At 59.5% G+C, this 12,323-nt stretch carries 12 protein-coding genes; 5 read left to right on the top strand and 7 right to left on the bottom strand.

The window, feature by feature from the left end; genetic code table 11:
- On the top strand, positions 1 to 2,022 hold a 2,022-nt coding region (katE, locus tag AC1DIS_RS13775), incomplete at its 5' end, for a catalase HPII (RefSeq protein ID WP_477780929.1).
- A 119-nt stretch (positions 2,023 to 2,141) separates the two neighbouring features.
- On the opposite strand, the gene AC1DIS_RS13770 is transcribed toward katE, so the two are convergent.
- Genes AC1DIS_RS13770 through zur form a run of 4 tightly spaced genes read right to left on the bottom strand, consistent with a single transcriptional unit; the run spans position 2,142 to position 4,944 of the window.
- Complete coding sequence (locus AC1DIS_RS13770; RefSeq protein WP_477748743.1) at positions 2,142 to 2,858, bottom strand: PA5502 family lipoprotein; 717 nt, start codon at positions 2,856 to 2,858, stop codon at positions 2,142 to 2,144.
- Between the two features lie 37 nt (positions 2,859 to 2,895).
- Positions 2,896 to 3,684: a zinc ABC transporter permease subunit ZnuB gene (gene znuB / locus AC1DIS_RS13765; RefSeq protein WP_019580298.1), complete on the bottom strand. Its 789-nt coding sequence runs from the start codon at positions 3,682 to 3,684 to the stop codon at positions 2,896 to 2,898.
- Entirely contained in the window at positions 3,677 to 4,462 is a 786-nt protein-coding gene (gene znuC / locus AC1DIS_RS13760) for a zinc ABC transporter ATP-binding protein ZnuC (RefSeq protein WP_138866580.1), read from the bottom strand. Before znuC ends, znuB begins: the two co-directional genes overlap by 8 nt.
- On the bottom strand, positions 4,462 to 4,944 hold the full coding sequence (zur, locus tag AC1DIS_RS13755) for a zinc uptake transcriptional repressor Zur (protein WP_026286509.1): 483 nt from the start codon (positions 4,942 to 4,944) through the stop codon (positions 4,462 to 4,464). The genes znuC and zur overlap by 1 nt, the downstream gene beginning before the upstream one ends.
- Before the next feature lie 66 nt (positions 4,945 to 5,010).
- On the opposite strand from zur, the gene AC1DIS_RS13750 reads away from it, so the two are divergent.
- Positions 5,011 to 5,931, top strand: coding sequence for a zinc ABC transporter substrate-binding protein ZnuA (locus tag AC1DIS_RS13750; protein ID WP_086945255.1), 921 nt, complete (start codon positions 5,011 to 5,013; stop codon positions 5,929 to 5,931).
- 93 nt (positions 5,932 to 6,024) lie between these two features.
- On the opposite strand, the gene AC1DIS_RS13745 is transcribed toward AC1DIS_RS13750, so the two are convergent.
- A complete protein-coding gene (locus tag AC1DIS_RS13745) occupies positions 6,025 to 6,975 on the bottom strand; it encodes a homoserine kinase (protein ID WP_018927273.1) in 951 nt (316 codons plus the stop codon).
- 58 nt (positions 6,976 to 7,033) lie between these two features.
- Entirely contained in the window at positions 7,034 to 7,324 is a 291-nt protein-coding gene (locus AC1DIS_RS13740) for a DUF2782 domain-containing protein (RefSeq protein ID WP_018927274.1), read from the bottom strand.
- A 74-nt stretch (positions 7,325 to 7,398) separates the two neighbouring features.
- On the opposite strand from AC1DIS_RS13740, the gene polA reads away from it, so the two are divergent.
- Entirely contained in the window at positions 7,399 to 10,167 is a 2,769-nt protein-coding gene (gene polA / locus AC1DIS_RS13735; RefSeq protein ID WP_477743516.1) for a DNA polymerase I, read from the top strand.
- 298 nt (positions 10,168 to 10,465) lie between these two features.
- On the opposite strand, the gene yihA is transcribed toward polA, so the two are convergent.
- On the bottom strand, positions 10,466 to 11,107 hold the full coding sequence (yihA, locus tag AC1DIS_RS13730; protein WP_477743517.1) for a ribosome biogenesis GTP-binding protein YihA/YsxC: 642 nt from the start codon (positions 11,105 to 11,107) through the stop codon (positions 10,466 to 10,468).
- Positions 11,108 to 11,298: 191 nt separating this feature from the next.
- On the opposite strand from yihA, the gene AC1DIS_RS13725 reads away from it, so the two are divergent.
- Together AC1DIS_RS13725 and AC1DIS_RS13720 are read left to right on the top strand one after the other, a co-directional pair.
- The gene (locus tag AC1DIS_RS13725) at positions 11,299 to 11,589 is read left to right on the top strand and encodes a c-type cytochrome (RefSeq protein ID WP_138866577.1); all 291 of its coding nucleotides are present in this window, start codon (positions 11,299 to 11,301) and stop codon (positions 11,587 to 11,589) included.
- 46 nt (positions 11,590 to 11,635) lie between these two features.
- Complete coding sequence (locus AC1DIS_RS13720; protein WP_477780928.1) at positions 11,636 to 12,247, top strand: c-type cytochrome; 612 nt, start codon at positions 11,636 to 11,638, stop codon at positions 12,245 to 12,247.
- The last annotated feature ends 76 nt before the right edge of the window (positions 12,248 to 12,323 follow it).

Raw genomic sequence — 12,323 nt, 5'->3', positions numbered from 1 at the left:
GAGCAGGCCCTGCGCACCAACCAGGGCGTGAAGGTCGCGGACAATCAGAACACGTTGAAGGCCGGCGCCCGTGGGCCGTCATTGCTGGAAGACTTCATCATGCGTGAAAAGATCACGCATTTTGACCATGAACGTATTCCTGAGCGCATCGTTCATGCYCGCGGCACTGGCGCCCACGGTTACTTCCAGGCCTACGAGCCCCATTCCGTACTGACCAAGGCCGCATTCCTACAAGATCCACATCAAAAAACTCCGGTTTTTGTGCGCTTCTCCACGGTGCAAGGCCCGCGCGGGTCGGGCGATACCGTGCGCGACGTACGCGGTTTCGCGGTGAAGTTTTTCACCGACGAAGGCAACTTCGACCTCGTGGGTAACAACATGCCGGTGTTCTTCATTCAGGATGCGATCAAGTTTCCTGACTTCGTGCACGCGGTAAAACCCGAGCCCCACAATGAAATTCCTACCGGCGGTTCGGCCCACGACACCTTTTGGGACTTTGTTTCTCTGGTGCCGGAGTCCGCGCACATGGTGATCTGGACCATGTCCGACCGGGCGATCCCCAAAAGCCTGCGCAGCATGCAAGGCTTCGGCGTGCACACGTTCCGCATGATCAACGCCGAGGGCAAATCGCGGTTCGTCAAATTCCATTGGCGCCCCGTCRCCGGCACCTGTTCGCTGGTGTGGGATGAAGCGCAGAAGCTCGCCGGGAAAGACGCCGACTTCCATCGCCGTGATCTCTGGGAGTCCATCGAGACGGGGGACTATCCAGAGTGGGAATTGGGCGTACAGGTCATCGAGGAGGAAAGCGAACATGCCTTCGACTTCGACATCCTTGATCCGACCAAGCTCATCCCCGAGGAAATCGTACCGATCACTCCCCTGGGCAAGATGGTGCTCAACCGCAACCCGGACAACTTCTTCGCCGAGACTGAACAGGTTGCCTTCTGCCCAGGGCATATCGTGCCCGGAATCGATTTTTCGAATGATCCGCTGCTACAAGGCCGGCTGTTTTCCTACACCGATACGCAGATCAGCCGACTTGGCGGACCGAACTTTCACGAGATCCCGATCAACCGCCCACTGGCACCGTTCCATAACGGTCAACGGGATGCGCAGCACCGCACCACCATCGACAAGGGGCGTGCTTCCTACGAGCCGAACTCCATCGACAGTGGCTGGCCGAAGGAGACCCTGCCCGCAGCGCAGGACGGCGGCTTCGAGAGTTACCCGGAGCGCGTCGACGCCGCCAAGATCCGCCAGCGCAGCGAGTCGTTCAGCGACCACTTCTCCCAGGCTCGGCTGTTTTTCCACAGCATGAGCAAGCACGAACAGGAGCACATCATTGCCGCCTACAGCTTTGAGCTGGGCAAGGTCGAACGCGAGTTTATTCGTGTGCGTCAGGTCAATGAGATCCTGGCCAATATCGATCTGGAACTGGCCAAACGCGTGGCGCAGAACCTGGGCTTGCCGGTTCCGAAGGCTGGAACGGTCAAGGTGCGTAACACCTCACTGGATCACTCCCCTGCCCTGAGCCAGGCTAACTTGTTGCCCGAAGACATTAAAACCCGAAAAGTCGCGATCCTGGCGGCCAACGGTGTCGATGGCGCGGCGATTGACGCCATGAAGAAAGCGCTGAAGGCCGAAGGCGCTCACGCCAAACTGCTCGGCCCGACCTCGGCCCCCGTGACCACCGCCAATGGCAAAGCACTGCCGGTGGATGCGTCGATGGAAGGTTTGCCGTCCGTGGCCTTCGACGCGGTGTTCGTGCCGGGTGGCGCGGCGTCGATCAAGGCACTAAGCAGTGATGGTGTGGCGCTGCATTACCTGTTGGAGGCATACAAACACCTGAAGGCGATCGCCTTGCATGGCGAAGCGAAGCAGTTGCTGGAGGTATTGAAACTGGAAGCGGACGCGGGGTTGATCGTGGGTACGGATACCAAGTTGTTCAAGGCGTTTTTTGCCGCGATCGGTCAGCATAGAGTATGGGACAGGGAGCCTAAGGCCAAGGCGATTCCGGCTTAGGGATTTCTATCGACAGGAAGGGCGCCTTCGCGGGCAAGCCTCGCTCCTACGGTTTTGGGTCGTACACATAATGTGTGATCAATCCGGGCCTGTAGGACCTAGGCTTGCCCGCGATGCTTTTAGGGCTTGCGAGGGCTCAAAACCATCTGCGCCGGAATATTGCGCAGAATCTGTTTCTCCAGCTTCAGATCAAACCCCGAATCCAGCTTCTTCACCCGTTTGGTCAGCAACGTGGCCAACCATGGGTAGTCCTGAGTACGGGGAACCTGAATGCTCACGTCGCACTGATAATTCACCACATCGGCGGCGATAGCATCCAGTTGACGACGAAGTTTGCTCATATCGTTGAGGTTCAATGCCACCTTCGTGCTTTCAGCCGTCGGGTCGATCACTTTGGCCTGCGGTCTGGCTTCGGCAGCCTTGAGGGCCGCTTCGGCTTTATCCAGTTCAGCCTTGCGTGCATGAACAATTGCATTGTTAACGCCACCGGTCAGCGCCGGGGCCTTGGGCATCAATACCCGGGCACGGCTGAGGGCAGTGGCCGCGGCATTCACATCACCTTTTTGCAACACGATCTGGCTGCGCAGCAAATAGGCTTCGGCCAATTGCCGCTGGTATTGCTCAAGGGATTGATCGTTGGGCGACTCGGCCTGCAAGGCCGCCAATTGATCCTCGGCGGTGGCCAGCTCGCTGCTGGCCAGGCTTTGTTCCAGCTGTGCAATAGCCGTGGCCCGTGCATCGGGGGCCTCGGTGGCCGCCGGCGGCGTGCTTTGGCAAGCACCCAGTAGCAGCGAAAATGCGACAAGGAGCAGATAACGGGAGGCGAACGGCTTCATTCCTGCGACTCTCTATTTGCGCAAAAAACRAGCAAGTCTACACCCCTCGACGGGGCAGGACAAAACTCAGCAGAAACAACGCGGCGGCCGCCACCACAATCGACGGGCCAGCCGGGGTGTCCTTGAACCAGGACAACGCCAGCCCGCCACACACCGCGAGCATGCCCAGCAGGCTCGCGCCCAGTGCCATCTGCTCCGGCGAGCGGGCGTGACGTTGTGCCGCAGCCGCCGGAATAATCAGTAACGAAGTAATCAGCAACACGCCGACGATTTTCATCGCCACCGCGATCACCACGGCGATCAGCAACATCAGGACCAGACGCAACGCCGCCACCGGCAAACCTTCCACCCTGGCCAGTTCTTCATGCACGGTGATCGCCAGCAAGGGTCGCCACAGCGTGACAAGCAATACCAGCACCGCCGCGCTGCCGCCGAGGATCCAGGCCAGATCGGTCGGGCTGATCGCCAGCAGGTCGCCGAACAGATAGGCCATCAGGTCGATCCGCACTTCATGCATGAAGCTTAGTACCACCAGGCCCAGGGAGAGCGTGCTCGGTGCGAGAATTCCCAACAGCGTGTCAGACGCCAATGGCTGCCGCTGTTGCAGCGTCACCAGCAACACTGCCAGCAACAGGCAGCCTACGGTGACAGCCACGGTCGGGCTGACATCCAGCAGGAAGCCCAGCGCCACACCCAGCAGCGCGGCGTGGGACAGGGTGTCGCCGAAATAAGCCATGCGCCGCCAGACCACAAACGAACCCAACGGGCCCGCAACCAGCGCCAGGGCCAGACCTGCAAGCAGGGCGAAGAGCAGAAAATCAGCCATGCTTGCAGCTATCTCCATGAATATGGGTATGGGCCGACGGGGTCGCAATGACCACCGAGCCATGCAGGTCGTGAGCGTGGTCGTGATGGTGGTGATAAATCGCCAGACTTTGTGCGTTCTTTCCGAACAGTTCGACGAACGCGGGATCGCCGCTGACCTGCTCGGGATGCCCGGAGCAGCAGACATGGCGATTCAGGCACACCACCTGGTCGGTGGTGCTCATCACCAGATGCAAATCGTGAGAGACCATCAATACGCCGCAGCCATGACGGTCGCGCAGACGTGTGATCAGGCTATAGAGCTCGGCTTGACCGGCCACGTCGACGCCTTGTACCGGCTCATCGAGCACCAGCAACTCCGGCTCGCGCAGCAATGCCCGGGCCAGCAGTACTCGCTGCATTTCGCCACCGGAAACACTTTGCACCGGGCTGTCGATCACCTGCTCGGCGCCGACTTCCTTGAGGGCGGCCAAGGCCCGAGCGCGGTCCACGCCAGGGACCAGACGCAAGAAACGCAGCACTGATAGCGGCAGGGTTGGATCGACATGGAGTTTTTGCGGCATGTAACCGACGCGCAACTTCGGCTTGCGCCAGACGCTGCCGCTGTCCGGCTTCAACAAACCGAGCACCGCGCGCACCAGCGTGGTTTTGCCGGCGCCATTAGGGCCGATCAGGGTAACGATCTGCCCCGGCTCGACGCTCAGTTCGATGTTATCCAGCACGTTTTGCCCGGCAAAAGTGACGGCCACCTGCTCAAGACGGATCAGCGCATTGCTCATTAAGCCCCCTGGCAACCCGAGCAGAGACCGATGACTTCAACGGTCTGGGCCTCGACGATAAATCCGACGTCCCTGGCGCTGCCGACGATCGCGTCGCTGATGGACTTCTGTTCAAGCTCGATGGCGGCGTGGCATTGGCGGCAAATCAGGAACTGGCCTTGGTGAGCGTGTTCCGGGTGATTGCAGCCGACGAAGGCGTTCAGCGAGGAGATGCGGTGTACCAGGCCGTTTTCCAGCAGAAAATCCAGCGCACGATACACGGTCGGCGGCGCAGCTCGGCGGCCGTCCTGCTCGCTGAGCACCGCCAGAATGTCGTAGGCACCCAGAGGTTTATGGCTTTGCCAGACCAGTTCCAGCACCCGCCGGCGCAAAGCGGTCAGGCGTAGCCCCTGACGTGCGCACAAGGCATCGGCCTCAGACAATGCGCTATGGACGCAATGAGAGTGGTCGTGGGGACGACTGGCAATCGGTGTTTTAGGCATGAGCGGCGACGAGTGTTGTGAGAGACGTTATTATGTTACCCGTTCTCGCCTCTTCGAGTGGTCATCGTGTCCCGACTTTTTTCTATCTTTGTCGCATTTGTCGCAAGTTTTCTGCTGATCGGTTCAGCCCAGGCCGAAGTCAAAGTACTTACCAGCATCAAGCCGCTGCAGCTGATTGCTGCTGCGGTGCAGGAAGGTGTGGCGATTCCGGAAGTGTTGCTGCCGCCCGGAGCATCACCGCATAACTATGCCTTGCGCCCATCCGACGTACGGAAGGTGCAGTCGGTGGACCTGGTTTACTGGATCGGTCCGGACATGGAGGGTTTTCTGCCTCGCGTACTGAAAGGTCGTACGCTGCCCAGCGTCGCAGTGCAGGATTTGCCTGGCCTGAAGCTGCGACGTTTCGCCGAAGACAGCCACTCCCACGCCGAAGAAGCCGATGAGCATGACCACGATCATCGCCCCGGCAGCCTGGATGCGCACTTGTGGTTGTCACCGATCAACGCCCGAGTGATCGCCAGCAAAATGGCGGCCGATCTGAGTGCAGCCGATCCGGCTAACGCGGCGCGCTATCAGAGCAACCTCAAAGCCTTCGATGAACGCCTGGATGCCCTGGACCTACGCCTGAAGGCTCGCCTGGCAGGGATCGCGAACAAGCCTTACTTCGTGTTCCACGAAGCCTTCGACTACTTCGAAGACGCCTACGGCCTCAAGCACGCCGGTGTGTTCAGTGTCGCAGCCGAAGTACAGCCCGGTGCCCAGCACGTCGCGGCGATGCGCGCGCGGTTGCAGGAAGTCGGCAAAACTTGCGTGTTCAGCGAACCGCCGCTGCGCCCGCGCCTGGCAGAAACCCTGGTGGCCGGGCTACCGGTGAAACTGGCAGAGCTGGATGCGCTGGGCGGGTACACGCCAGCGACCGCCCAGGGGTATGAGCAGGTGCTGGAAAAATTGGGAAATGATTTGGCCGGGTGCCTGGAGTCGTTGTAAGCGGGAAGTTTGGTGGTGAATCGTTCGCGGGCAAGCCTCGCTCCTACAGGGATCGCGCACATCCTGTAGGAGCGAGGCTTGCCCGCGAAGCTTTTAGAGGGCGAAAGGCAGCGGCGTGTCGACCTTCTGCCGCTGTGCCAAGCGCAGCTGAAATTCCATCGGATCGTGAATCAACACGTCCTGCCCGGCGAAAGACTCCGCCGCAATCAACCGCGACAACCAGAACCGCACGCACGCCACGCGCAGCATGGTCGGCCACAGCTCCGCTTCGGCAGCGGTGAACGGTCGCAGCGCGGCATAAGCGCCCAGCAACGCCCGCGCCCGAGCCCCGTCGAGCTGCCCTTGCTCGTCCGAACACCAGTCGTTCAAGGCAATTGCCACGTCATAGAGCATCGGCCCTGAACAAGCGTTGTAGAAGTCGATCAACCCGGTCAGGTGCGTGCCTTCGAACATCGCATTGTCGCGGAACAGATCCGCATGGATGTTGGCCCGCGGCAGCGCCAGAATTTTCGTCTTCTGCTGGGTGATCTCTTCCAGAGCCCGTTGCAGCAAATCGCTTTGTTCGGCGTTCAGGTGCGAGAGAAACTGCGTGCCCTCTTCCAGCATCCAGTCCAGGCCGCGATCGGTTTTGCGCTTGATCATGTTGGCCTGGGTCGCCAGGTGCAGGTGAGCCAGCAGCTCGCCGACCTGAGCGCAATGCTGGGCGTTGGCGTCCTTGATGTGCTTGCCCGCCAGACGTGGCTGCAACAGCGCAGGTTTACCGGCCAGCTCGCGCAATGCAACGCCGTCGGTGGTGCGCAGGGCATAAGGCACCGGCAGGTTGGCGTCGTGCAGCACGTCGAGCAGTTCGATGAAGAACGGCATCTCCTGCACCGGACCGCGCTCGACCAGGGTCAGGACAAACTCGCCCTGCTCCAGGCTGATAAAGAAATTGGTGTTTTCGCTACCGGCGGCGATCCCCTGGAAATCAAGCAGGCGGCCGAGCCCGTAAGGGGCGAGAAAGGTTTCCAGCTCGGGCCGAGCCAGGGGGGTGAACACAGACATGGTTAAAACTGCCAGTACGGGCGCCGCGGTTGAGCCAGCGCCGATTGAAATTAAGAAACTACTTCCACTCAAAGATTTTCCACGAGGGAATCAGCATATCCGGCTGATCCGAGCGGATATAGTTTGCATCTGTTCCGTCCGCACGTATCAGAAAGTACGGTTTTCCGACCTTCGGGGTGACCTTGATCGCGTACACGAAGCCGTTCTGGCGATACTCCTGAATGGTTTTATCGCCTTCCGTGCGGATCGTTACTTCCGGGTCCGCCGAGGGCTTGTCATCCGCCGCCATGACAGCCAATGGAGTGATTGCAAACAAGCCAGCCAGCAACAAGCGATTTAGTGTGCGCATGATAACCTTGTCCCTTTGTCGTCAACGGTCCCGCTATTCTAGCGCCGGACCCGCCGAAAAGGTTGATCCTGCTCATGAGCCAAGCCCCCCTCGTCCTGGTGGACGGTTCTTCTTACCTGTACCGCGCTTTTCATGCGCTGCCACCGCTGACCACGTCCAAAGGCCTGCCGACCGGAGCGGTCAAAGGTGTGTTGAACATGCTCAAGAGTCTGCGCAAGCAGTACCCGGACAGCCCGTTCGCCGTGGTGTTCGACGCCAAGGGCGGGACGTTCCGCGACGCGATGTTCGCCGAGTACAAGGCCAACCGCCCAAGCATGCCTGACGATATGCGGGTCCAGATCGAGCCGCTGCACGCCAGCGTCAAGGCCTTGGGCTTTCCATTGCTGTGCGTGGACAACGTCGAAGCGGACGATGTGATCGGCACCCTGGCCCGCAGCAGCGCGGCCGCCGACCGCCCGGTGGTGATTTCCACCGGCGACAAGGATATGGCACAACTGGTCGACGGGCACATTACCTTGGTCAATACGATGACCGGTAGCGCGCTGGACGTGGAAGGCGTGAAGGAGAAATTCGGCGTCGCTCCCGAGCAGATCATCGATTATCTGGCGTTGATGGGCGATTCGTCCGACAACATCCCGGGCGTTCCGGGTATCGGTCCGAAGACCGCTTCCGGCCTGCTGGTTGGCGTGAATGGCGGCCTGACCGAGCTCTATGCGCAGCTCGATATCGTCCCGACCCTGCCGATTCGCGGCGCCAAGACCCTGCCGGCCAAGCTCGAAGAGCATAAGGAAATGGCCTTTCTTTCTTACCGATTGGCAACCATCAAGATCGACGTGCCGCTGGACATCGGCCTCGACGATCTGCAGATGGGCCCACCGGATCACGACAAGCTTGCCGAACTCTATTCCCTGCTGGAGTTTAAGAGCTGGTTCGAAGAGAACCAGCGCGACGCCAAGCGTTCGGGTCAGGACATCGTCGAGGTCGCCCAGGAGCAGCCGGGTGCCGCCGAAGCGAAATACGAAACCATCCTCGACCAGAAGCGCTTCGAGGCCTGGCTGGACAAACTCGACAAGGCGCTGCTGATCGCCTTCGTCACCGAAACCAACGGCAGCGATGCCCAACACGCGCAACTGGTAGGCCTGTCGTTCTCTGTCGCGGCCAACGAAGCAGCCTACATTCCGCTGACCCATTCCTACATGGGCGTACCGGAACAACTGGACCGTGACACCGTGCTGCTGGCGTTGAAACCGCTGCTGGAAAACCCGAATAAACTGAAAGTCGGCCAACATGCGAAGTTCGACACCAATATCCTCGCCAATTGCGCCATCGGTGGCGATCAGAACAACGGGATTACTGTTCAGGGTATTGCCTACGACACCATGCTCGAGTCCTACGTACTGGACTCAACGGCCACCCGCCACGACATGGACAGCCTGGCGCTCAAGTACCTGGGCCAAAGCAAGACCGACATCCAGGAGATTGCGGGCAAAGGCGTCAAACAGCTGACCTTCGACCAGATTTCCCTTGAGCTGGCGGGTCCCTATGCCGCCGAAGACGCCGATGTCACCTTCCGCCTGCATCTGGTATTGCAGGAAAAACTGACCGCGACGCCAAGCCTGGTCAAAGTGCTCAACGAGATTGAAATGCCGCTGATGCCGGTCCTGGCCCGTATCGAGCGCCAGGGCGCGCTTGTAGACGCCAACCTGCTGGGCATCCAGAGCGTCGAGCTGGGCGAGAAACTGGTCGCCCTTGAGCGTGAGGCCTTTGCCATTGCCGGTGAAGAATTCAACCTTGGCTCGCCAAAGCAACTGGGCGTGATCCTCTACGAAAAGCTCGGTTTGCCTGTACTCAGCAAAACCGCCAAGGGTCAGGCGTCGACTGCCGAAGCCGTGCTGGCCGAGTTGGCCGAACAGGACTACCCGCTGCCCAAGGTGCTGATGCAATACCGCTCGCTGAGCAAGCTCAAAAGCACCTACACCGACCGTTTGCCAGAGCAGATCAACGCACGCACCGGGCGCATTCATACGTCTTACCAGCAAGCTGTCGCAGCCACCGGGCGTTTGTCGTCCATCGACCCGAACCTGCAGAACATTCCGATCCGTACCGCCGAAGGTCGCCGGATTCGTCAGGCGTTCGTCGCGCCGAAAGGCTACAAACTGCTGGCCGCGGATTACTCGCAAATCGAACTGCGGATAATGGCGCACCTGGCCAAGGACGAAGGCTTGCTGCATGCCTTCCGCAACAACCTCGATGTCCACCGGGCCACGGCCGCAGAAGTGTTCGGCGTCGAGCTGGATGCGGTTACCAACGATCAGCGTCGAAGCGCGAAAGCCATCAACTTCGGCTTGATCTACGGCATGAGCGCGTTTGGCCTGGCCAAGCAGATCGGCGTCGATCGCAAACAGTCCCAGGCCTACATCGACCGTTATTTCGCCCGTTATCCCGGCGTGCTGCAGTACATGGAGCGCACGCGCGCCCAGGCCGCCGAGCAAGGCTTCGTCGAAACCATCTTTGGTCGTCGCCTGTACTTGCCGGAAATCAACGCGAAAAACCAGGCCCTGCGCAAAGCTGCCGAGCGCACGGCGATCAACGCCCCGATGCAAGGCACCGCGGCGGACATCATCAAGAAAGCCATGGTGGCGGTGGACAACTGGCTGGCATCGTCAGGCCTGGACGCCAAAGTCATCCTGCAGGTACACGATGAATTGGTGCTCGAGGTGCGTGAGGACCTGGTCGACCAGGTACGCGAGGAGATTCGCGTGCACATGAGCAACGCCGCACAACTGGACGTACCGCTTCTGGTTGAGGTGGGCGCAGGCAACAACTGGGATGAGGCGCACTGAGCCGCCTGAAAAGACGTTTGTGCTGCGGCCTGGCGCTGCAGCACATGACGAAGGGCTATAGAGCAGAAAATGACAGCGATTATTTCCAATGGTTTTTGAAAATAGTCTGAACTAAATCCGTGAACCGCCACTCAGAGATACTGAATGGCTGGTGAAGCCCTTCGATGCTCCTATGTTGTGTTAAGTGTTGGCAGATATCTGGACCCCGCCCTAGCGGTCCGGAACTTGAACCCCGGAACTTCTCCCTCCCCATACGAAGTCCGGGGTTTTTTTTGCCTGCCAATTGGCCTCGAGAGACTTACTCGGCAGCCTCGGCACCCTTGTCCGCCAACTCCATCCAGTCCGCCAGTACGGTGTAGGCTTCTTCCAGGCCCATGCGCTTGGGGGCCGAAAACAGCTGGATAGTGATCGCATCGCCCCAACCCTTGCGGATTTCCGATTGAACCTTGAGCAGCGTGTTTTTTGCCGCGCCGTAGGTCAGTTTGTCGGCCTTGGTCAGCAGAATATGCATCGGCATGCCGCTGGCGACGGCCCAATCGAGCATCAACAGGTCGAAGTCGGTCATTGGATGACGGATGTCCATCATCAGAATCAAACCTTTCAGACTCTCACGGCCACCCAGATAGGCTTCCAGGTGACGCTGCCAGTGCATCTTCAACGGGATCGGTACTTTTGCATAACCGTAGCCTGGCAGGTCGACCAGACGGCGTTCATCGTCTAGCTTGAAGAAGTTCAACAGCTGTGTGCGACCCGGTGTTTTCGAGGTCCGTGCCAGGCTGGCGTGGGTCAGAGTATTCAATGCGCTGGACTTGCCGGCGTTGGAACGCCCGGCGAAGGCCACTTCAAAGCCTTCGTCGTCGGGACATTGGTCGACTTTGGCGGCGCTGAGCATAAAGGTGGACTGTTGGCACAGGCCGAGGATGGGATTCTTGAGTTGCATGGGATTTCCGATGTGGGCGGCGCCGGGAATGGACGCGGCAAGCAGTGTCGTTTCCGTTTCAGTGACGCCAGTATATAATGCCGCAGATTTTGTGTGCGCTTTGTCCCAGCGTAGGATGAAGTTCACGAGAGCGATTGACCTTGATTGCGCATTAGAACGCAGCACGCTCTCAACCCTGAAAAGGTCGTTTTATGACGAAATGGCTGCTAGCTGCCGGTGTCTTGATGCCGCTTTACAGCGCTCAGGCTACACAGGATCCGGAAGCTGTGTACAACCGTGTTTGTGGTGCCTGTCATTCCGGCCAACTACCCATGGCGCCCCGCAAGGGCGATCAGGAAGCTTGGACGCCGAGGTTGGCGAAAGGTATGGAGACGCTGGTGCAACACGTGACCCAGGGTTTCAAGGCGATGCCGCCGCGTGGTTTGTGCATGGACTGCAGTGCCGAGGATTACCGAGACATCATCCAGTGGATGAGCGAGTAAACCCGGTCCATAACTCTTTAACCCTTAGCCGTAGTTGGATTAGCTGATGAACAAATTGATCGTGAGTCTGCTGTTGACCGTGGGGATCTCCGGTATTGCCCATGCTGCAGGTGATGCGACTGCTGGTCAGGCGAAAGCCGCAGTATGTGGCGCCTGTCATGGCCCGGATGGCAATAGCATGGCGCCTAACTTTCCGAAACTGGCAGGCCAGGGCGAGCGTTATCTGAACAAGCAGCTGCACGACATCAAGTCCGGCAAACGCACGGTACTGGAAATGACCGGCCTGCTGACCAACCTCAGCGATCAGGACCTGGCCGATATCTCCGCCTACTTCGCCAGCCAGAAAGGCAGCGTCGGTGCCGCCGACCCGAAAATCRTGGCTCGCGGTGAAGCACTGTTCCGTGGCGGCGACCTGGCCAAAGGGCTGCCAGCCTGCACCGGCTGCCACTCGCCCAATGGCGCAGGCAACGCAGCTGCCGGCTTCCCGCACCTGGGCGGCCAGCATGCTCAGTACGTCGGCAAGCAATTGACCGAATTCAGAAAAGAAGAAGGTGGCCGGACCAACGACGGCGACACCAAACCAATGCAAAGCATCGCTAAAAAGCTGAGCGACGAAGATATCGCCGCCGTCTCCAGCTATATTCAAGGCTTGCACTAAGGCCTGTGATCGAGCGTTGTGAGTGATGTACATCTCTTGCAACGTTAACTCTCGATTAATCCGTCGATGCAAACAT

The sequence above is a fragment of the Pseudomonas sp. 05N433 genome (assembly GCF_056396925.1).
The sequence above is the reverse complement of the archived record's forward strand: the minus strand, read 5'-3'. Positions and strand labels throughout refer to the sequence as shown.